General features: G+C 61.9%; 17 protein-coding genes. 16 read left to right on the forward strand and 1 reads right to left on the reverse strand.

Annotation, left to right across the window (positions count from 1 at the left end):
• Positions 1–56: 56 nt before the first annotated feature.
• Genes MUK72_RS01985 through MUK72_RS01995 form a run of 3 tightly spaced genes read left to right on the forward strand, consistent with a single transcriptional unit; the run spans position 57 to position 2,720 of the window.
• Positions 57–1,142: an ABC transporter ATP-binding protein gene (locus tag MUK72_RS01985; protein WP_244703305.1), complete on the forward strand. Its 1,086-nt coding sequence runs from the start codon at positions 57–59 to the stop codon at positions 1,140–1,142.
• Positions 1,135–1,920, forward strand: a complete 786-nt coding sequence (locus MUK72_RS01990; protein ID WP_244703307.1) for an ABC transporter permease subunit — start codon at positions 1,135–1,137, stop codon at positions 1,918–1,920. Before MUK72_RS01985 ends, MUK72_RS01990 begins: the two co-directional genes overlap by 8 nt.
• Positions 1,917–2,720, forward strand: a complete 804-nt coding sequence (locus MUK72_RS01995) for an ABC transporter permease (protein WP_244703309.1) — start codon at positions 1,917–1,919, stop codon at positions 2,718–2,720. The genes MUK72_RS01990 and MUK72_RS01995 overlap by 4 nt, the downstream gene beginning before the upstream one ends.
• Before the next feature lie 270 nt (positions 2,721–2,990).
• Here the strand turns inward: MUK72_RS01995 and MUK72_RS02000 are convergent, their stop codons facing one another.
• The gene (locus tag MUK72_RS02000; protein WP_004051745.1) at positions 2,991–3,158 is read right to left on the reverse strand and encodes a hypothetical protein; all 168 of its coding nucleotides are present in this window, start codon (positions 3,156–3,158) and stop codon (positions 2,991–2,993) included.
• Between the two features lie 231 nt (positions 3,159–3,389).
• Here MUK72_RS02000 and larB point away from each other — a divergent pair, with 231 nt between their 5' ends.
• The 13 genes from larB (at position 3,390) to MUK72_RS02065 (ending at position 22,469) form a co-directional block, all read left to right on the forward strand.
• Positions 3,390–4,154, forward strand: a complete 765-nt coding sequence (gene larB / locus MUK72_RS02005; RefSeq protein ID WP_244703318.1) for a nickel pincer cofactor biosynthesis protein LarB — start codon at positions 3,390–3,392, stop codon at positions 4,152–4,154.
• Between the two features lie 115 nt (positions 4,155–4,269).
• On the forward strand, positions 4,270–4,419 hold the full coding sequence (locus tag MUK72_RS02010; RefSeq protein WP_004051743.1) for a DUF7563 family protein: 150 nt from the start codon (positions 4,270–4,272) through the stop codon (positions 4,417–4,419).
• 9 nt (positions 4,420–4,428) lie between these two features.
• Positions 4,429–4,668 (forward strand): GIY-YIG nuclease family protein, encoded by a 240-nt coding sequence (locus tag MUK72_RS02015; protein WP_244703320.1) that lies wholly within the window; start codon positions 4,429–4,431, stop codon positions 4,666–4,668.
• Positions 4,669–4,704: 36 nt separating this feature from the next.
• Positions 4,705–6,087, forward strand: a complete 1,383-nt coding sequence (locus tag MUK72_RS02020) for a phosphohexomutase domain-containing protein (protein ID WP_244703322.1) — start codon at positions 4,705–4,707, stop codon at positions 6,085–6,087.
• A gap of 182 nt (positions 6,088–6,269) precedes the next feature.
• Positions 6,270–7,430 (forward strand): multicopper oxidase domain-containing protein, encoded by a 1,161-nt coding sequence (locus MUK72_RS02025; protein ID WP_244703324.1) that lies wholly within the window; start codon positions 6,270–6,272, stop codon positions 7,428–7,430.
• Between the two features lie 5 nt (positions 7,431–7,435).
• The gene (locus tag MUK72_RS02030; protein WP_244703326.1) at positions 7,436–8,443 is read left to right on the forward strand and encodes a halocyanin domain-containing protein; all 1,008 of its coding nucleotides are present in this window, start codon (positions 7,436–7,438) and stop codon (positions 8,441–8,443) included.
• 257 nt (positions 8,444–8,700) lie between these two features.
• The gene (locus MUK72_RS02035) at positions 8,701–9,048 is read left to right on the forward strand and encodes a group I truncated hemoglobin (protein ID WP_004051738.1); all 348 of its coding nucleotides are present in this window, start codon (positions 8,701–8,703) and stop codon (positions 9,046–9,048) included.
• 200 nt (positions 9,049–9,248) lie between these two features.
• Entirely contained in the window at positions 9,249–10,451 is a 1,203-nt protein-coding gene (locus tag MUK72_RS02040; RefSeq protein ID WP_244703328.1) for an MFS transporter, read from the forward strand.
• Between the two features lie 399 nt (positions 10,452–10,850).
• Entirely contained in the window at positions 10,851–12,743 is a 1,893-nt protein-coding gene (locus MUK72_RS02045; RefSeq protein ID WP_244703338.1) for a histidine kinase N-terminal 7TM domain-containing protein, read from the forward strand.
• Positions 12,744–13,123: 380 nt separating this feature from the next.
• Complete coding sequence (locus MUK72_RS02050) at positions 13,124–19,306, forward strand: DUF7507 domain-containing protein (RefSeq protein ID WP_244703340.1); 6,183 nt, start codon at positions 13,124–13,126, stop codon at positions 19,304–19,306.
• Between the two features lie 61 nt (positions 19,307–19,367).
• Positions 19,368–19,808, forward strand: a complete 441-nt coding sequence (locus MUK72_RS02055; protein ID WP_244703342.1) for a response regulator — start codon at positions 19,368–19,370, stop codon at positions 19,806–19,808.
• Entirely contained in the window at positions 19,783–20,952 is a 1,170-nt protein-coding gene (locus tag MUK72_RS02060; RefSeq protein ID WP_244698896.1) for an ISH3 family transposase, read from the forward strand. Before MUK72_RS02055 ends, MUK72_RS02060 begins: the two co-directional genes overlap by 26 nt.
• Before the next feature lie 299 nt (positions 20,953–21,251).
• On the forward strand, positions 21,252–22,469 hold the full coding sequence (locus MUK72_RS02065) for a helix-turn-helix domain-containing protein (protein WP_244703344.1): 1,218 nt from the start codon (positions 21,252–21,254) through the stop codon (positions 22,467–22,469).
• The last annotated feature ends 419 nt before the right edge of the window (positions 22,470–22,888 follow it).

Here is a 22,888-nt window from a genome sequence, read left to right on the forward strand (position 1 = left end):
ATCGGACGAACGTTCATGTGTTCATCGAGCGTAGCGATCGGGACGGGCCGAGAACCATGGCTGCAATCACAACCGAGGGGCTGACCAAACACTACGGCGACGTCCGGGCCAACGAGGACCTCTCCTTCGAGGTGCGCGAGGGCGAGGTGTTCGGCTATCTCGGGCCGAACGGCGCGGGCAAGTCCACCACGATCCGCACGCTGATGGGCTTTCAGTCGCCGACGAGCGGGAGCGCAACGGTGTTGGGCCACGACGTCACCGATCGGAAAGCGATGATCGAGGCCAAGCGCCACCTGGGATACGTCCCCGCCGAGATGGGGTTCGACGAGGACGTCACCGGCAACCGATTTCTGCGCTACCAGGCGTCACTCAAGGGTGACAGCCGGAGCGAAGAGTTGTTGGAGCTGTTCGATCCCCCGATGGACCGGGAGATCGGCGACTATTCGACGGGCAACAAGCGCAAACTCGCCATCGTGCTCGCGTTCATGCACGATCCCGATCTCGTCATCATGGACGAGCCCACCTCGGGGCTCGATCCGCTGATGCAGGAGCGCTTCTACGAGTTCATCCGCGACGAGCAGGCGAGGGGAAAGACGTTCTTCTTCTCTTCGCACATCCTGAGCGAGGTCCAGAAGATCTGCGATCGGGTTGGCGTCATCCGGAACGGCCATCTCGTCGAGCTCGAAGACGTCGAAACCCTGCTCGATCGTGGCGGCAAGCGCGTCTCGGTGCGCGTCGCCGACCCCGTCGATGGAGAAGAGTTCGCCATCGAGGGCGCACACGACGTGAGCGTCGCCGGCGACGAGCGATCGCCCCAGCCGACCACGGCCGATGGGGGCGAGAGCGGCGACGGGGCGCGAACCGCGAGCGATCGGCCGTCGTCCGCCGACGGACCATCCGGGAACGGGGATTCCTCGTCGGGCGGCCGCGACGGCACGAGCGTGAGCTTCACGTTCACGGGCGACTACAACGACCTCCTCTCGCATCTCGTGGCGTACGATATCCTCGATCTCGACATCGCGGACGCGCCCCTGGAGGACGTGTTCATGCGTTTCTACGGCGAGGTCGATCCCGACACGGAATCGGCAGCCAGCGGGGCGACTGAAGCGGAATCGAGCCCGGAGGAGAGCGCGGATGTTTGAGGTCGCGCGCTACGAGGGCGAGCGCCGGGCGATGCTCGCGCTCACGATCGTGGTCGCGGCGGCGTTCTACGGCACGATGTTCGTGGCGATCGCCCCCTCGTTCACCGACCTCGATCTGGCGAGCCTCTTCGCCGAGCTCCCCAAACAGCTCACGGAGGGCCTCGGCATCGAGAGCATGAACACCCTTTCCGGAATCCTCGCGGTCGAACTCTACCAGGTCGGCTGGCTGCTCGTGCTCGGCATCTATCTCGCGTACAACGCGGCCTCGATGATCGCCGGCGAGATCGAGTCCGGCCGGATCGACAGCCTGCTCGCCGCGCCGGTCTCGCGGACGCGACTCGCCGGCGAGGAGTTCCTCTCGCTACTGCTCCCGATCCTCGCGATCAACGCGGTCACGCCGATCGTGCTCTTCGTGGCTGCGGGCTTCCTCGACGAAACGCTCGATCCGATGAACCTCCTCGTGCTCCACGCGCTCGCCGTGCCCTACCTGCTCTGCTGTGCGGCCGTCGGCTTCGTCTTCTCGGTGTTCCTCACGGACGAGAGCCACGCACGGATCGCCGCCGTCGGAACCCTCGTCGTCACGTATCTGCTCGAAACGGTGTTCATCGGCACCGACTACGAGGTTCTGGGCGTCATCGCGCCGATGAACTACATCGATCCGACCGCGATCCTCGTCGACGGCAGCTACGACTTCGCGGGTGGGGCGATCCTGCTCGCGGCCGCCGTGGTGCTGGTTCTCGTTGGTCTCGTTCGGTTCGGGAGGATGGATATCGGATGACGCTCGACGTCTTTCAGTACGAGGGTGAACAACGAATCGCCGCCGCGCTCGGCCTCAGCGCGGCCTTCGGGCTCATGGGGCTCGCGTTCGTCGCCACCGCGCCGCTCGTGACGTCCGACGTCGCCACGAGCGCACAGTTCGAGCAGCTCACCACGCAGCTGCCACAGCCGTTCGTTCAGGCGTTCGGCCTCGAAAGCCTGTCGAGCGCCGAGGGGTTGCTCGCCGGCGAGTTCTACACCCTGTTCTGGAGCCTGTTCTTCGGCATCTATCTCGCATACACCGCGGCGGGATCGATCGCCGACGACGTCGAGACCGACCGGATGGACGTGTTGCTCTCCGCGCCGATCTCGCGGGGCGCGGTGGTGTTCGAGAAGTTCCTCGCGCTGCTCGTCCCGATCGTCACCGCGAGCGTCGTCACACCGGTGGTGATCGTCCTCGCTGCCGCGTACATCGACGTCACCGTTCCTCTCGCGGAGCTCGCCGTCCTCCACGCGCTCTCGATCCCGTATCTGCTCTGCTGTGGGGCGATCGGACTGGCGCTCTCGGTATCTCTCGACGACGCCGACACCGCGAGAAACGCCGCCATCGGGCTGCTGTTCGCGCTGTATCTCTTCCAGTCGTTCATCCCCGTGACGGACGTCGGCTGGCTGGCGAACGTCGCCCCGATGGCCCACTTCGATCCGAACGACATCCTGCTGGACGGTGTGTACGACGTCGCCGGCGCGGCCCTCCTGCTCGCCGCCACAGTCGTTTTAGTGGGATTGAGCCGGCTCCGCTTCATCCGGATGGACATCCAATGACACGTCCCGCGACGCGGCCCTGACGATCGAATCGGACTGTGATCATCGCCATTCGGTGAACGGATGAACGGGTTCGGCGACGAGAAACGACGGTACGTTCGGCGGGAACTGCTCGATATCTGGCAAAAACTAGTCCCGGTAACGACGGGACGACCACGGCGAGATCGCCGCATTCGGCGGTAACGCTACTGTCCATACTGCATTGATGTTCGACACGCCATAGCCGTCGCTGATCGGCGGTAAAATAGTTCGAAAATCGAGAGTTCGACCTTACAGGTCGCGCGGCTGCACGGTCTTGCGGTCGTTCTCGTCGGCGCGACGGGCGGCGTTTTCGAGCAGCGCCGAAACCTCCTCGTCGAGGGCATCGTAGAAGTCCGACGAGACATTCATGTCACTCAGCTCATCCTTCACGGCGGCTTTGACGATCAGGTCTGCCATACAGGGCCGTTTTCAAAAGGGCGCTTTATAAATATTGCCATAATCGCTCGATATCGGCGCTCTCGAAGCGGTTCATCCGGTCACCCGGGGTGATGGCGACGCCGGCGGTCGGAAAATACCACGAACAGCGGCGTGAAATCTACCGACGACGGCCGAAGCGGACCGCTGGTCGACGGTGGCCGGCCGCCGGGAAGGCGACGAGGAGTAGTACGTCCAGCACCCAGGGAGCGCATGCGCGAAACGCTGGCCGCCCTCGCGGCGGGCGAGATCTCGATAGCGACCGCCGAGGCGCGCCTCGCGGGCTACGCGACGGGCGAGGCGGGACGGTTCGACGCCGCCCGCGAGACACGAAGCGGGGTGCCCGAGGCGGTGTTCGCCGAGGGGAAGACGACCGACGAGATCCACGAACTGCTCGATCTCGCCCTCGAAACGACGGGACGAGGGTTGGCCACCAGAATCGACGACGACACCGCCACGACGGTGCGTGACCGATTCGTCGACGACCGGCCCACGGCGGAGATCGATCACGAGGCACGGGCGAACGTCCTCCGGGTGCGGACGGCCGATTTCGAGCCGCCCATCCTCGACGCGACGATCGGGATCGTCACCGCCGGCACGGTCGATGCGGGGCCGGCGGGCGAGGCGGCGGCCGTCGTCGGCGAGATGGGAGCCACCGTCGAGCGCTACGACGACGTCGGCGTCGCCGGCGTCCATCGGCTGTTCGACGAACTCGGCGGGCTACGAGGGGCGGACGTACTCGTGGTCGCCGCCGGGCGTGAGGGTGCGCTGCCGACCGTGATCGCCGGGCTCGTCGACGTTCCGGTGATCGCCCTGCCGACCGCCTCGGGCTACGGCTATGGAGGCGAGGGTGAGGCGGCGCTCGCCGGTGCGCTCCAGTCGTGTACCGCGCTCACGACCGTGAACGTCGATGCGGGGTTCGTCGCGGGCGCGCAGGCAGGGTTGATTGCACGGACACTCGACGAGGCACGAAAGTGAGCGAAGACGGGCACGGAGGACAGGGTTGTGCAGCGGCGATACCGCCGCGGAAAGGGTATTTACCGCGTGAGACCCTACAATCCACGTTGGCGAAACCACTGCCAGCACACCACACATGCCAGAATGTGACTACTGTGGCGAGCACGTCTCGGAGCAGTTCGAGCGGGTGTTCGCCGACGAGGACGGGCGGCTGTTCGCCTGTCCCGGCTGCGCGGCGAACGCCGGCATCGCCGAGGCGGCCAAAGAGCGTGCGAAAAACGCCTGAACGCCCTCCGTGAGCCACCACGTCTACATCGTCGAGTGTAGCGACGGCTCCCTCTACACCGGCTACACGACCGACGTCGAGCGACGGGTGGCCGAACACAACGCCGGCACCGGCGCGAAATACACCCGCGGGCGGACGCCCGTCGAGCTGCGCCACACGGAGACGTTTGAGTCGAAAGGGGCGGCGCTGTCGCGCGAACACGAGATTAAGGGGCTCTCGCGCAGCCGGAAAGAACAGCTGTGCGAGTGACGGGAAGTTTTTGTTCACGGCGGCGACACCGGAGGCATGGACGCTATCTCGTTCGGTACCGACGGCTGGCGGGCGACGCTCGACGTCTTCACCGCACCCCGCGTGCGGATGGTCGGCCAGGCAGTCGCGACCCATCTCGATGGGCGCGGCGCGCCGGTCGGCATCTGCTACGACGCCCGCGAGAGTTCGCGCGGGTTCGCCGAGGAACTCGCGCGCGTGCTCGCGGCCAACGGATTCGACGTGCTGCTCCCCGAACGTGATCGCCCGACACCGCTGCTGGCCTGGGCGATCGCCGACCGCGACCTCGCCGGCGGGCTGATGGTCACGGCCTCGCACAACCCCGCGGAGTACAACGGCGTGAAGTTCATCCCCGACGACGGCGCGCCCGCGCTGCCCGAAGTCACGGAATCGATCGAGGCGAACCTCGCCGAGCCGGAATCGCTCCCCGAAGCGGAGTGGGGCACGATACAGGAAACGGATTTCGTCGCCTCGCACGCCGAGCACGCCCACGATCTCGTGGCGGAGTACGCCGACGAGGCCGCCCTCGACGACCTGACCGTCGCCTACGACGCCATGCACGGCAGCGGCCGCGGCGTCACCGACGGACTGCTCTCGGAGGCGGGTGCGTCGGTCGAGCGCCTGCGCTGCGAGCGCGCACCCGACTTCGGTGGCACGCCACCAGAACCGAGCGCCGAGCATCTCACCGAGTTGGCAACGCGCGTCCAGGACGGCGATGCGAGCCTCGGCATCGCCAACGACGGCGACGCCGACCGGCTCGCCGTGGTGACATCCGAACGGGGCCACCTCGACGAGAACCTGTTTTTCGCCGCACTCTACGACTTCCTCCTGGAATCGGCGTCGGGGCCGGCGGTGCGAACCGTCTCGACGACGTTTCTCATCGATCGGATCGCCGAGGCCCATGGCGAGTCGGTCGTCGAGACGGCGGTCGGATTCAAGTGGGTCGCGCGGGCGATGGCCGAGGCGGGCGCACTCGTCGGCGGCGAGGAATCGGGTGGTTTCTCGGTCGACGGTCACGTCCGCGAGAAGGACGGCGTCCTGCTGGCGCTGCTCGCGGCGGCCGCCGAACGGGAGGAATCGCTCGACGACCGTGTCGATCGCCTGCTCGACGAGCACGGGGAGATCCACCAGTCGAAGATCAGCGTCGACTGTCCGGACGACGAGAAGACGCGCGTGCTCGACGAGCTGGAGGGTGAGCTGCCCGATCGTGTCGCAGGCGAACCGGTCGCGGACATCGTGACCAAGGACGGATTCAAGACCGTACTCGAAAGCGGCGCGTGGCTGCTCGTCCGGCCGAGCGGGACGGAACCTGTACTCCGGGTCTACGCCGAGGCCGAAAGCGAGGAGCGGGTCGCGGCGTTGCTCGACGCTGGCGAAGAGCTGGTCGTGCCGCTCGTCTGAGTCGGGCAGCGGCCAGCGGATCGTCGGCGGGATGGCGCGCTCGTCGAAGGCCGATCGTGACGGAAACGTGGGAGATCGGCATGGAAATATATATCACTATCGACCACCAGTGGGCCGGTTCTCACTGCATGAAAATTGGGTTCGCGGTTTATTCAACTCCCGCTCGAACGTATAACTGTATCATGACCGATCGGATCGGCGCTCCGGGGACGGGCATCTCACGGCGGGAGTTTCTGGCGGCGAGTGGTGGTGTCGGCACGGCGATGCTCGCCGGCTGCACGGCGGGCGGGCGGCAGTCGGCGACGAACCCCACGCTCGGCGAGCCGCCGGCGAACGTGAGCGGGAGCGACGGCAAACTCCCGTACACATCCCCGCCCGAGGTCGTGCAGGTCGACGATCAGGGCGGGGAGGTGACGCTCAGCACCCAGCAGTGCAGACACGCAGTGCATCCGAAGGAGACGATGGGCGGACCGATCGAACTCCCGCAGGTCTGGGCGTTCAAAGCCGACGACGGGCCGGCGAGCGTGCCGGGGCCGATCCTCCGCACCACCGAGGGCAACGACATGGCGGTGACGCTCGACAACACCGACGGAATGCGCCCGCACACGGTCCACTTCCACGGCTCACAGAAGACCTGGAAGAACGACGGCGTGCCGACCACGACCGGGATCCAGGTCGAGCCGGGGGAGAAACACACCTACTCCATCCCGGCGAACGTCCCCGGCACGCACTTCTATCACTGCCACTACCAGACCCATCGCCACATCGATATGGGGATGTACGGCATCCTCCGCGTCGACCCGAAGGGGTACGAACCGGCCGACAAGGAGTACTTCATGACGGTCAAGGAGTGGGATTCCCGGCTCAATCGGATGATGGCCGGCGGGGACGCCCAGTACAGCCCGCGCGATCGCAACCCCGACGTGTTCACGATCAACGGCAAGAGCGCCCCGCGCTCGTTCCACCCCGAGGACGGCTCGCCGATCATCGTCGACAAGGGCGACACCGTTCGGGTCCACTTCGTCAACGGCGGCTACATGTCCCACCCGCTGCACACCCACAACCACCGCTTCGAGGTGATCGAGCACGACGGCGGCGTGATTCCCGAGGTCGCCCGCTACGATCAGGACGTCACCAACGTCGCGCCCGCCGAGCGCCGCGTGATCGAGTTCACCGCCGACGCCGACCCGGGCATCTACCTCCTGCACTGCCACAAGGTCAACCACGTGATGAACGGCGATAGCTATCCCGGCGGGATGCTCGGCGCGATCGTCTACCGCGAGGCGATGGATTCCGACATCTTCGGCCAGCTCATGGAGTACGCCGGCTACGACGGGAAGTGATCGCAATGCAGGGAACCACAGCGGACCCGAGCGCGGCACGATGCGGTCGACGGGGGTTCCTGAAAGCCGCCGGCGGAACGGCCGTCGGTGTCGGGGCAATCGGAGCGACAGCAGGAACTGCCAACGCACAGGAAGACGGCGCTGCGGGTTGGTTCGACGGCGTCGATAACTACGATGACGTGGTCGACAAGACGGGAACGAAGCAGATCGAAGTGGCCGTCGGCGCGAAGGGTAACGGCGGGAACTTCGCGTTCTCGCCGCCAGCCATCCGCGTCGATCCCGGGACGACGATCACGTGGAAGTGGACCGGCGAGGGCGGCGGCCACAACGTCGTCGCCGAGAGCGGGGCCTTCGAGAGCGAGATCGCGAGCGAGGCCGGCCACACGTTCGAGCACACTTTCGAGGAAAAGGGAGCGGTCAACTACGCCTGCGTACCCCATCGGAGCATGGGGATGCGCGGGGCGGTCCTCGTCGGGGCCGATGCAGCCGTCGGGAGCGGCGCGGAGAACGGTAGTGAGGAATCGTCGTCGCCGTACGGTAGCTGGCTCGACGACGTCGATGGTTTCGAGGAGGTCGTCGACCAAACGGATCGTGATCGGATCGAGATCGGTGTGGGCGCGCCGGGCAACGGCGGGGTCTTCGCGTTCGACCCGCCGGCGATCCACATCGATCCCGGGACGACGATCGTCTGGCGACGGCTCAGGGAGAGCGAGGCGCTCACGGTCGTCGCCGACGACGAGTCGTTCTGGACCGATTTCAGCGGGACGGGCGGGGAGACGTTCGAGTGGACGTTCACCGGCAATCGGGTCGTGAAATACTCCTGTCCGGCCTACGAGCAGCTCGGGATGAAGGGGTTGCTCGTCGTCGGCAACCCCGATCTCCCGTCGGCCGGCGACGTGCTCTCGACGCCGTGGGGCGGCGCGCTGGCCGGGAGCGGGCTGATGGCCGTTCTCTCGCCGCTCGTCTTCGGCGGGTTCCTCGCGGTTCGGAGGAGCCGCGATCGGGAGCCGTGAGCCACCGAATCGACGGGAAGCACCGATTCGCCGTCGGCCGGAACCCTCATCGTTCGCCGTCGATGCGATGCCCGTCGATCGGTATCGAGCCAGTACCGTCGAACCACCATATCAGTATAATGAAGATCTGTGCGAGCGGGATTGGTGAAGGACGGTATTGTGGACCGTGGTTGTGATGACCATTCGTTCCGAACGGGTTCGGGTGAAACTATTACCGTCTCCCCCACCTCGTCCCGATGATGCCAGCACGGAGTTCGATGTATCAGGAGATCGGTGGCAGCGAAGCCGTCGAAGCAGTCGTGGCGAACTTCTACGAGCGTGTCTTGGACGACCCGCTTCTCGAACCGTATTTCGAGGGCTACGATATGGAGGCGCTCTTCGCGCACCAGGTCCAGTTCGTGAGCGCCGTCGCCGGCGGCCCGGTCGATTACAGCGGCGACGACATGCAGAGCGCCCACGAGGGGATGGGGATCACGGGGACGGCGTTCTCACACGTCGCCGGCCATCTCGCCGACGCAATGCGTGCGAACGGCGTCGCGGAACCCCACGTCGAGAGCATCATCGACGAGGTCGCGGCGCTCGAAGACGATATCGTCGGTCAGTAGCCCGTCCACTCACCGTCTCACCGTGGGATAGCCAAACGGGGTGTGATCGTACCCATGTGGACGCAAAAATACGTGAAAACCCAAACTATCAAACCGCCATCCGGAGAACGGCCCGTAGAATGGATAGCCGTCCAACTATCGTCGATCGTCATCTTCCGGCCGATGTCGGTCGGTGACCGGGTCGCCGTCAACGGGGGACGATGAGTGCCAACGAATCCGGGAGCCTCCGATCGGGCACCGTTCCGTGGCAGGCGTCGAACCTCCACGTCGTTCTCGCGAGCTCGATGGTCGGGATCATGGGCGTCTCGTTGCTCACGCCCGTGCTCCCCCAGCTGAAGGGCGTGTTCGGCGTCGGCGATGCCGCCGTCGGCCTGGTCGTGCCGGCGTTCACCATCCCCGGGGTCGTTCTCACCCCGTTCATCGGCCTGCTGGCCGATCGGATCGGCCGTCGCTGGACGCTCGTCCCGCTCCTGGTACTGTTCGGCGTGGCGGGTGCAGGGATCGCCTTCGCCTCGACGTTTCGGCAGGTACTGCTGTTGCGAGTGCTCCAGGGGGTCGGTGGCAGCGCGCTGATCATGCTCGCGATCACGCTGATCGGCGACTACTACGACGACCCGCGCCGCAGCGCCGTCATCGGGATCAACGGCGGGGCGATCGGGAGCAGCGGGGCGATCTTCCCGTTCGTCGGCGGCACGCTCGCGGCGGTGCGCTGGCAAGTGCCGTTCCTGTTCTTCGGCGTGGCGATCCTGGTGGGTCTCTACGCGCTGTCGGTGCTCGACGAACCGACGATCGGCGAGCAGCAGTCGGTGCGGGAGTATTTCCGGCGCATACGTGGCGTGGTGGCGTACCCACGCGCCGTCGCGGCCAACCTGACCGTGCTCGTCCACTTCTTCATGTTCTACGGCATGTTGACGGCGATCCCGCTGGTGCTCGGCGATAGCTACGGGCTGTCGAGTAGCCGTATCGGGATCGTCCTCGCCACGCTCTCGGTCGCCAGCGCCGCCTGCAACACCCAGTACGGACGCATTTCGACGCGTGTCGGCCCGGTCGTCCTGATCGCCGTCGGCTTCCTCCTCTACGGCGGATCGCTGCTCGGGCTCGCGACACAGCCGTCGCTCGCGCTCGTCGTCGTCTGTCTGCTGGCGTTCGGCACCGGCGTCGGCCTCATCACGCCGTCGCTCGACAGCACGATCGTCGGTCTCGTCCCCGAGGAGCTGCGTGCCGGGCTGATGAGCGTCAGAACGAGTATGCTCCGACTCGGCCAGACGATCGGCCCGGTCGCGTTCACCGCGGCCGCCTCCCTGTCGTTCGGATCGAATACGATCGGCTTCCCGATGGTGTTCGCCGGCATCGGCTGTCTGGCCATCCTCGGGGGCGGTGTCGCCGTGGCCGCCCACAGGTGAAGTCGTCGACGGACTGTCGGACAGAGCGGTCGCACCCGTGACGCGAACGTCCGTTCGTTGCAGTGGGTTCCCGTCATCCAATCGCTGCGTACGGCTGCCGAAAAAACGTCAGCAAGAGATACTTCCCCGACAGAGTGGCGAGGCAGTAGGCTACAACGAATAATGAGAACAGAAGACGGTTGTTACGTCACGACGCGGATCGATCCGGGCTGAATCGGCCACGATCTCACGCTGCCGTTGGACGATAGCAGAGCGTGATTCGATCGAATCCGGAACGACAGCTGAACGGCATCAGAGATCCTCCACGGACGACCGTCTGAGAAACGGCGAGCTCGTTGAAACCGATAGTCCGTTACAATAACTTATTTGCTTCTGAATGATAAGGATGTTGTAGATCGAATGGAGCAATGGGTTCTTCCCGCATACGCGTTCGCCGGAGGTGTCGGCGGTGCCGTCGGAATAGCGCTGACGACGCATCACGACCGCCGGGAGTCCGCGTTCGTGTTCGGTCTCTTTGCGCTATCGCTCGCGGTGTGGGCCGCTTCGAACGCTGGACGCATGCTCGCACAAAGCTTCGAGTGGATGCTCTTGTTCACTCAGCTATCCTATATTGGTGTTTTGACGGCTCCCATTGCATGGTTTGCCTTCACACTTCGGTATACGGGGCATCGGGAATGGCTCACTCGTCGGCGACTCGCGCTGCTTTCCGTGATTCCGCTTCTCAGCGTTCCGTTTATCTTCACTTCTCAGTACCACTCCGTCTACTATTCGTCGATTACGCTCAGCCCGGGTGTAATCGGTCCGTCACTCACGACAACACCTGGTATAGGGTATATCATCACTGTCGGCTATCTCTACTGTCTTTTGATGACTGGTATTGCGCTGCTCATTGCAGCTGCGTTCGCCGCTGAGCGATTGTACCGTCGCCAATCGATCACGATCGTTGTCTGTGTGTTGGTGCCGATGATTTCGACGACGCTCTATCTGCTGGGGATCGGTCCAATCCCCAATGGTGCTATCACGCCGATCACGTTTGCAGTGGTTAGTATTCCGCTTGGGGTCGTCGTTCACCACACCGAGATCGAGGGAATCGCCCCGATTGCACACGAACGTATCTTCCAGACGCTCGATGACCCAGTCTTCGTTTGCGATCCAAACGATAGGATCATCGAACTCAACCAGGCTGCATGCGAGCTGGTGGGTGAAAACAAGAGCGCAGTGGAACATCAGCATCTCATCGACGAACTTCCGACGGATTTGGTCGACAATGGCGACCTTCACCCGGATCTCACCTCCGCGTTTGGTCGTGAAGTGCAAGGCGACGGGAGTTGCCAGCAGTATGTCGGCCATCGATACGATGTCGATCCTCGGCTCATGAGGGGGTCACAGGGTACAGTGCTCATGCTCACCGACATCAGCCATCAGAAACAGCAACAGGAGAAGCTCGCGAGGCGGAATACGGCACTGGCCGAGAAAACCAGCCAGCTCGAACTGAAAAACGAACAGCTCGAACGGCTCGCGGACGTGATCGCACACGATCTCAAGACGCCTCTCTCAACGGCGGAAAGCCTGCTCAACCTGATTGAAGCTGATTCTGATTATGCGGATGATCCAGAGCTCCGTCAGTCGCTGTCGGATCTGGAGATGGTTCACGAGCGACTGTGGGAGTTCTCCGAAACGATTCCAACGCTCGCGCGTGAAAGCGCGGATGTCGAATCGACGACGACTCACGATCTGGAACGGCTCGCTCGCTCAGCATGGGAGGTGGTTGAAACCGGTGCGGTATCCCTCTCGATAGCCGACAGCCGTTCGTTGGAGGCGGACTCACGGCGGCTCAAACTGATCTTCGAGAATCTCTTTCGAAATGCCGTAGAGCACGGTTCCGGGCAGCTGGTTCGATGCGATCAGAAGGACCCACTCTCGACTGAACTCCACGCCAACACTGATCGAACCATCCCAAAGGACCGAGATGACTCCGGAGTCACGGAGAGTTCTCGCAGCATCGCTAACGGCGGACGACGGGAGACTGTCGTATCAACCGTAACGGTTGGTGCTCTCAGCACAGCCGACGGCGGAAAAACAACGCGAGGTTTCTATATCGAGGACGATGGTCGGGGCATTCCGGAAGAGCGCCGCGATGCTGTTCTCGAATTCGGTGTGAGTACTGGCTCGGGCACGGGGTATGGACTGGCCATCGTCCGCGCGATCGTCGAAGCGCACGGCTGGTCACTCTCCCTCACAGCATCGTCAAGCGGTGGGGCACGATTCGAGATCACGACAGGGCGTGGGTGATAGTGTCATTCAAGAACAAACGATAGCTGTCTGTAGGCCCGCAATGACGGTGTCTGGACGAGGAGATCCATGCCGTCATCGTTCCCTCACCCACCCCATCCGTGGCTGGCATGTTGCCATACCCCTGTATGCTGGTATGGGCTTGATATGGTGTACGTTTATTGAATTATCCGAATGAGCAACGGTATCAGCAGCGGATCGTCAGCGAGGAGCAACAGCGCGATGCGGATGCGGAACGATCGGCAGAGCAGTATCGGTGAACGAGCGACAGGCGATTCCGGCCGCAATAGTAATCGGCTTTTCTGTGACTTTGATGCGAGGGACTGCCTGTAATGAAGGCTCAGCGTCTCGCGGTTGTTCTGATTGTAGGAGTAGTCGTCGTGAGCACTGGAGCAGGCGTACTGCTGTATTCGGACGGCAGTGATATCGGATCGAACAGCCAGTCCGATGGGACAAACTCGACGGGCGATGACGTTGCTGTTCTCAATCAGTCGGCCGATGGGAAGGTGTATCTCGACGTTGCATCGGATCCCCAGCGGGATCGGGCGGATCTCGGCCATGCTCTGGACGGACTGTATGACGAAAAATCGATCAACGTGAGCAATATCGATTTCGTCGAGAGTCAGCGCGAGGCCAGCACGATCGCGATCGCGACGGATGGCTGGTCGAACGCCACGTACATCGCCAACTGGGTCGAAAACCACCTCGACCACCCACGGGCAAATGCGGATGCTGACTCCTCCACTAACTCGGGGGCTACGTCCTCGCAAGTTCAATGTGGCGTGGAGCCGACCTACTATCAGATCGACTTCGTCGCTGGTGAGCCGATCGAGGAACTCCAGGGTCCCAAAGGAACGTACACGCCGGACGAACTCATCCGCTTCGCGCATAGCAACTCGGAGAAAAACGACATTCGGCGCTCGTCGAACGGTGAGTTCACCACGAACGAGAGCCTCCGCAACGCCGTCGACAGCAAGTCGATCCGCGTCGAGGACGGAACCGCGAAGGTATCGTTCTCGATCAGCGAGGACAGCGGTCCGGTCAAACTCACGCTGGCGAGTTACACGAAACCGCAGCGAATCTGGACGCGCGCGACCGAGCACCAACAGGAGTTCGTCGATGCGGACACGCGGACGTTCAAACCCGGTGGATCGTACACGCTGAGTGCCGATCTCCCGGATTCGAAGGTCGTCCCGTGTGAGACCGACACCGCACCGGACCAGTCCAACCCGTCGACTGAGACGGACACTTCGGAATCGCCGAGTACGCCCCAGTCGTCCACTCCGTCCGGAACGCCCGAAACAGCGACCTCTGACACCACTCCTGAGGCTACGTCAGATACCACCCCTGGGACGACTACGTCAGAGACAACAAATCCCGAAACGACCGAAGCTGCCCCCGGAACGCGGACCTCTGGCACCACCACGTCAGAGACGACGAACCCCGGAACGACCGACGCACCACCAACGACAACGACGACACCGCCGACTGAGACACCAGCCGCAGATCTCGGTGTGACGAAGACAGTCGATGACGCGAACGCGACCGTCGGCGACAACGTGACGTTCACCATCGAGGTCACGAACAACGGGCCGAATGCAGCGAGCAACGTCTCCGTCGACGAGATGCTTGGCAGTGGTCTCGCATATCAGAGCGGCGAGGTTTCACAGGGTGTCTATGACCCTGTCACCGGCGTCTACAGTGTTGGCACGCTCGCAAACGGCGAGACGGCCACTTTGGAGATCACCACGACGATCAAGAGTAGCGACAATACGACCAACGCAGTTGAGGTAACGAGCGACCAGCCTGACCCGACTGACCCGAACAACAACGACTCGGCGAACCCGACGCCGTCGGTTGCGGATCTCTCGCTGACGAAAAACGTCGACGAACCTTCGCCGAACGTCGGCGACAACGTCGAGTACACGCTCACGCTCTCGAACGACGGTCCCAACGCGACTTCCAACGTGACCGTTGCAGACGCGCTGCCGGATGGCGTGAGCTACGTGAGCTCGGATGCGAATCAGGGCGAGTACAACAATGGAACGGGCCTCTGGACTGTTAATAGCCTCTCTGACGGCGGGGAAGCCACGCTCGCCATCGTTGCAACGGTCGAGAGCTCGGACGACGTCACGAACGTCGCAGAAGTCAACTCCAGTGATACGTTCGATCCGAACTCCACACCGAACAACAACGAGTCCGGTGAGAACGATCAAGACAACGTAACGATCAACGGTCAGTCTGCTGACCTCGCAGTCACCAAAACGGCGAACGCTACCGATGCAACCGTCGGCGACAATGCGACGTTCACCGTTGCTGTGACGAACAACGGACCGGACACGGCAACGAACGTCTCGGTCAACGAGTCGCTTGGTAGCGGATTCGAGTTCCAGAATGCGTCGGTAACGCAGGGCGGCTACGATGCAAACACCGGCGTCTACACTGTTGGGACGCTCGATAGCAACGATACGGCGACGCTGACGCTCACTGCACGAATCAATAGCACGGACAACACCACGAACGCAGTCGAGGTGACGAGCGATCAGCCCGATCCGAACCCACCGAACAACAACGACTCGGCGAATCCGACGCCGTCGGTTGCGGACCTCTCGCTGACGAAGAACGTCAACGAATCCGCACCGAACGTCGGCGACAACGTCGAGTACACGCTCACGCTCTCGAACGACGGTCCCAACGCCACCTCGAACGTGACCGTCGCGGACGCGCTGCCGGATGGCGTGAGCTACGTGAGCTCGGATGCGAGTCAGGGCCAGTACAACGACGCAATGAACCTCTGGACGGTCAACAACATCGCCAACGACAGCGAGGCCACGCTCTCAGTTGTCGCGACGGTCGATACAACGGACGACGTAACGAACGTCGCGGAGGTCAACGCCAGCGACACGTTCGACCCGGATTCGACGCCGAATAACGACGATCCCGACGAAGACGACCGAGGCAGCACCACGATCAACGGTCAGTCGGCCGATCTCGCAGTGTCGAAAACCGTCAACGATACCAATGTCACCGTCGGCGATACCGTCGCATTCACCGTCGAGGTGACCAACAACGGTCCCGACGCGGCCACGAACGTCGCGGTCGATGAACTGCTCGGGACTGGCCTTGACTTCCAGAGCGCAACGGTTTCACAGGGAACCTACGACAATGAGACCAGCACCTACGCTGTCGGAACGCTCGCAAGCGACGAAACCGCAACCCTGACGCTTACTGCAACGATCGAGAGCGCCGATGACACGGCGAACGCGGCTGAAGTCACGAGCGACACACCAGACCCGAACGATCCGAACAACAACGGGACCGTGGACCCCTCGCCGTCGGTTGCGGATCTCTCGTTGACGAAACGCGTGAACGAAACCTCGCCGAACGTCGGCGATACCATCGAATACACGCTCACGCTCTCGAACGACGGCCCAAACGCAACCACCAACGTGACCGTTGCGGACTCACTTCCGGACGGCCTCTCTGACGTCAATACGACCGCAAGCCAGGAAAGTTACGATACCAAAAGTGGTCTCTGGACGGTGGGTGAGCTCGCCAGCGGCGACCAGTCCACACTCACCATCACGGCGGCAGTCCAGAGCACTACCGACGTGACGAACGTCGCGGAGGTCAACTCCAGCGATACGTTCGATCCGAACTCCACGCCGAACAACAACGAGTCCGGTGAGAACGATCAAGACAATTCGACGGTCAACGGGCAGTCGGCCGACCTCGCGGTGTCGAAATCGGTCGATGATAGTGGTGCAACGGTCGGCGACAACGTGACGTTCTCCGTCGACGTGACGAACACTGGCCCAGACACGGCCAGAAACGTTGTCGTCGACGACGCGCTCCCGGCTGGGCTCACTTTCCAGGACGCCTCGGCGACGCAGGGTAAGTACGACGAATCGACCGGCACCTACACCGTTGGAGACCTCAAGAACGGTGCGACAGCGACGCTCACGCTGACTGCGACGATCAACAGTACCGACGCGTCTACTCTTGAGAACGTCGCTACGGTGACGAGCGATACGTTCGATCCCGACGAGTCCAACAACGAGGATTCGTCGACACCCTCGCCCCAGGTGGCTGACTTGAGTCTCACCAAGTCCGTCAACGAGTCTGCGCCAGCGCTCGGGAGTAACGTCGAGTACACACTGACGCTCTCGAACGACGGACCAAACACGGCGACGGGCGTGGAAGTCACGGATGCGCTCCCTGATGGTCTCAGTCTCGTGAGTGCAGATCCAAACACGGGAAGTTACGATTCCGGCGTCTGGACGGTGAACGAACTCGCAACCGGTGAGCAGACGACGCTCACACTCACCACAACCGTCGAAAACACGGAAGATGTCATGAATACGGCAGAGGTAACCGCCAGCGATCAGTTTGATCCCGACTCCACCCCGGGTAACAACGTCCCGGACGAAGACGATCAGGCTAACACGACGGTCAGCGGGCAGGCGGCTGACCTCGCAGTGACGAAAACGGTCGACGACAGTGAGCCAACGGTTGGCGACGATGTGACGTTCACCGTCGACGTGACCAACGATGGGCCGACCACCGCGACGAACGTCTCGGTCAACGAGTCCCTCGGCGACGGACTCTCGTTCCAGAGCGCCCGGGTCACGCAGGGCAGCTACGACGAAGGAAGCAACGTCTACGACGTTGGAACACTCGGCAGTGGTGAAACAGCTACACTCACGCTGACCGCAATGATCGACAGCGCTACGGACACGACCAACGCGGTCGAAGTGACCGGCGATCAGCCCGATCCAGTCGAGCCGAACAACAACGACTCGGCCACTCCGACACCGACGGCTGCGGATCTCTCGCTCAACAAGACGGTCAATGAAAGCGCACCCTCGACCGGAGCGGGTATCGCTTACACGCTGACACTCACGAACGACGGCCCGAACGCGACTTCGAACGTGGCCGTCGAAGATACGCTTCCGGATGGCGTTACGCTCGTGGATGCGAATGCGAGTCAGGGCAGCTACGTCGCTGAAACAGGCGTCTGGGCGGTTGGCGATGTCGAAGACGGAGGAACAGAGACGCTTACGATCAACGCAACGGTCGACAGCGCAGGAAGTCAAACCAATACTGCGCAGGTCACATCGAGTAGTATAGGCGACCCCGACTCGTCCCCGGGCAATGACGATGGCGGAGAGGACGATCAGGACAGCGTGACGACTCAGTCAACTACTCCACAATGTAGTGTTCAGATGAGTAACGTCACGGCACCGGACAGTGTCGATCAGGGCCAGCAGGCGAACATCGAGGCTGACGTCACCAACACTGGACTGGCAAACAACTGTGGGGCAACCGCGACGCTCAATGCCACCGGGAACAGTAGTCGTGCAGTCGATATCGTGTTCCTCGTCGACACCTCGGCGAGTACAGATCCGTATATCGACCAGATCGCGAACCAGCTCAATGGCTTCGCCAATGACCTCAACGCTCAGAATATCGATGCCCGCTACGCGGTGGTTAGCTACGGAGGGAATGGGTACGTAAACACCGATCAAAAGTACACGAGTGATAGCCAAGACGCGATCAACACGCTCAACGGCCTCAGATCCGATGGCAGCCAGGAGCGCAACTACGCGGCGATCCAGCAGGCCCTCAGTTTGGACTCGCGTGCGAACGCCAACACGTTCCTCATCGATGTGACCGACGAGGATACAGACCGCCATAGTGGCGATCCCACCAAGACAGAGATAGCGAACCAGATCGATGATGCAGGAGCGTCCTTCATCGCTGTTTCGCCTGATGAAACCGAAGTCGAGCAATCCGAGCTAGGTATGAAGACCTTGTCGGAAGAAGTTCGAAATGGACACTGGGTCGATCTCTTCGCCCCCGGTGACGGTCCGGATGATTATAACCCGGATCTTAACGATTTCGTCAGTGGATTCCAAGACATCGTAGTCAACCAAGTCGAAGAGGGCATTAACCGTGAGACGAGCGTCACACTCGACGCAGGAGAGTCCAGGGACCTCTCGTTCACGGTCGATACGAGCTCGTTCCAAGCGGGGTCAGAGCTCGAATACACGGTGACTGTTGGGAGCGAAACGAAAACAGGAACGATTACCATCACCGGAACCGGGAGTACTTCGATGTCAATCAACGCAGCGTCAATCGGTGATTCATCGCCGACAGCGAACACTGCGAGTCAGGACACGGCAAACGAGACGACGGCAACGCCCGAAATGACTGAATCGTTGAGTGAAAACACGTCGACCACGACTACGACGCAAACCGCGACAACTGAAACGAGTACGGCGACTGCGACCACCGAAACCGAGACTGAGACAGCGACTGACAAGCCCACTGAAACGGCAACCACAACGGTGGATACGACGACCGAGACGCAAACCGTGACGGAGACCGAAACAGCGGCAGAAGCCGCAGAAACGCCGACTGGAGCGTCGGTCGAGGCAACCGACACAACGACGACGATGGTGAACACAACGGCCGAAGCCTCGTCCAATACGACGGTCGGGACGTCACCCACGGCCAACGAGACGGCTCCCGGAACCGAGAACACGACGACTGCTCCATAGGCAACCGCCTCTAGAACCTTCATTTGTCTTGATGTCTTTTTGCCAATCAACCAACCAGCCAATGAGCTCTGAACCGACTCCAACCGACGAACGCTCGAACACCGGTGATGATATTCGGGTCCTGCTGAGCGATGACGACGAGACGTGGGCACGCACACAGCGACGGGTTCTCGAACGCCAAAGCGACCGGCTCGTCGTCGAAACTGCCCACAGTCTCAGCGAAACACGCCAGCACCTTGCCTCAGCGACACCGGACTGTCTCGTCTGCGACTACCAACTCGGTGATGGCACCGCTCTGGAGTTGCTTCCCGAGGTCAGAGAGTCCCATCCCAAGCTACCGTTTATCCTCGTGACCGGACGGGGGAGCGAAGCAACTGCCAGCAAGGCGATCAGCAACGACGTCACCGAGTACGTGAGGAAATCCATACTCAGTACCTCACAAAGCGGGTTAGGTGAACGGGCTGCTTGGTGGATTGATGGAGGCCAACCAAGCAGCCAGTGAACTCACAGAGGACCAGGTGCTTAACTTTCTCGTCAACACGCTCAACGAGGAGATCGATATCGGACTCGGCGAGAACGCCGATATCGACTCCAAGGACATCTGGGACGTCCTCGTCGGCGCAACAGCCGACGAGGACTCGGTCAGTCACCTCTGTGAGATTTCAGAGGACTCACCCCACGGCAATACGATTCTCCATCACCTCCGGACGAAGTTCGAGCTCGCAGAGCTCGAACGAGTCGGCAAGACGCTCATCCAACAGGATACCCTCGAACTCCTTCCGGATCGGCCGGTGGAGGTCGTCGCCGACCTCCACCTCCGTCCGTACTACGGCGAGGAGTACGACTCCAAGGAAGAACTCTACGAGTCACTCGCCAAAGCTGGAACGACCACGTTCCACGGCTATGCCACACTCTACGCCCGCGTACGCAACAAACGCTACACGCTGGCGGTGCGCCGTCTCACCGACGGCGACACCGCCAGCTCGATCCTCGCGGAACTGCTCGGCGTGCTCAACGGCCTTAACCTTGAAGTCAAGGCCGTCTACCTCGATCGGGAATTCTACGATACGTACTGTCTGACGCTGCTCGCTGCCCACAACTACGCTTTCGTCATGCCGATCGTGAAGTGGGGCGAGAAGATTCAGACCGAACTGAGTGAAGGCTGGAGCCGCGTGATCGACCACGACCTCCGAGGGGAAATCGACGGTCACACGTGGACCGTCGATTTCCCGGTCTACATCGACTGTACGTACCAACAAGGAAAGTACGACGAGGAAGGTGTGGCGCGTCACGGCTACGCCGTTGACGCGCCGTTCATCGACACACCGCGTCAGGCTCGGAAGTACTACAGCCGACGCTTCGGGATCGAATCGACCTACCGGTTGTCCGAACGAAGTATTGCGATGACGACGACACAGAATCCGGCGGTGAGGTTTCTGTACGTGCTGATCAGCTACCTCCTCCAGAATGCGTGGCGGTATCTCCACTGGGAGTACGTGGCGTCGCCGCGCCGAGGCGCGCGACGCCTCTGGCCGTGGCGATTCGATGAATTCCTCGGAATGGTGCGGAGAGCAGCGGAGACGGCGCTCGCGGTGCGTCGCGCCGTCCCCGCAAACAAGCCACCGGACGACCGCTTCGAGCGGTAATCCACCGACCGGGAACGCCTACTCAGCGAGTGGCAACACCGTTGCGTCGGCGGCGTTCCGCCGCCGACTGCGACAGGTTTGATGCTCTCGGTGTCGAACAACCCTCCTCAGCAGTTACTCGGCACCGATTTCTCCACCGAATTCACACTCAGAAGCAGTCAACCGACGAGCTTTGTGAGGTACTGATACTAGGAGATCAATCAACACTCCTGCGCCGTCGCATCGAATCCGCAGTCGATTCCGTTCGTACCGAGCGCGCACTCGCTCACGAGCGCCGAAGCAAGGAGGCACTGTTGGAGATGATCACTACGAGCGTCACACGCGAGGAGCTCGCCAGCGATATCTGTCGACACCTCGTCGACGAGCGCCAGTATGCGTGTGCATGGATCGGTGTTCACGACAGCGAAGGAGCGATCGTTCCGCTTGCGAGCGCGGGAGCAACCGAGTACGTTACGCAGATTTTGGATGGCGAGACGGAAATCGGCAGTAGCTCGGAGCCAGCGCTCGTTTCACTCGACGAGAACGACTCAGTACTCATCCCTTCGTATGAGGGCGCGTCTGCTACAGATGCACCGGACGCAGCCGGATTGGAGACTGTCGCCAACCGGATGAGCGACGGGAATACTGACTCCGATTGTGACCGAGAGCAATGGGAGCGCCTCGCCTCAAAGCACGGGTTCCGATCTATCGGCGCGGTACCGATCAAGCACGATCAGATCCGCTTTGGCGTGCTCGCTGTCTACGCTACCGACTCCAGACAAGTCGACGAGCGCGAGATCGCGTTCATCAGCGAATATGCCGACACGATTGGCTATGCATTGCAGGCGACCAACTGGCGGGAGACGCTGCTCACATCAAACACGACTCACGTCGAATTCACGATCAGCGACCGGGAGATCCCGCTTGTAGCGCTCTCGCGAGCACTCTCTGACTCACCGACAGTAGAGGTGACGACCGTAATCCCACGAAACGAGACCGAAGTGCTCTGTGTCGTGACCACCTCAGACAGCTCGAAGGAATCACTTCTTGATGCGGCGTCAACCGTTGATGCGATTCGATCGATTGATGTCTATGAAACTGGCGGCCCAGTTCGGTGTGGTGTCGTCAGCGAGAGACCGATTCCGGAACTGACCGTTGTCGAACGTGGTGCTCGCTTCGAGCGCACATCCATTACGGATGGGCGGGCGAGCGTGTCGGCTCGTCTCGGAGAGACCACATCCACCAAACAGATCGAAACCAGACTTGGAGACGTTTACGAGAGCGTTTCGATGACGATGGTCCAAACGGATCCAACACGGAGTCCTGCCGAGAGCAGCGACGACTGTCCACCGTTGACCGATCGCCAACGGCAAGTGCTCGAGATAGCGCTGGAGATGGGGTATTTCGAGCGGCCACGGGGGAAGAACGCCGAGGAACTTGCGACGATGCTGGATATTTCCCGCTCGACGTTCACACAGCATCTCCGTGCCGCAGAACAGAAGACCCTAGGTGGTGCCGTCGATGAAGGAAAGCGGTAGTTTGCCGTACAGTACGAAAACTACTGCACAACATCGTCGATGAGGAGAACACCAGGGCGACTCGGAACGATTTTCGGCGTGAACGTCACCGCGGACCGAGCTCTCGAAGGTGATTCGAACAGTGACCGGCGAGAGCGCGTGATGATCGGAACATGACGGCCGCTATCGGATTCACGCGACGAAACAAATGCGTGCGACCAAGTCGATGATCGATTGCGGAACCGACGAAGACGAGATCGATACACCGTTTACCGCTATAGTAATTCGGTCCATCGGCGATACGATCCGAGCGATACAGAGGAGAGGTGAAGGGGAGGAGGAATCGCCGAACATCGATCACATCAGGAGTGACTATCTCGGTTCGCCATACACCACCATCGAACGTCAGGCCGGGTTGCTAACGTAATACGTTCTGAATC

The sequence above is a fragment of the Halococcus dombrowskii genome (assembly GCF_022870485.1).
GTDB classification, from domain to species: domain Archaea; phylum Halobacteriota; class Halobacteria; order Halobacteriales; family Halococcaceae; genus Halococcus; species Halococcus morrhuae.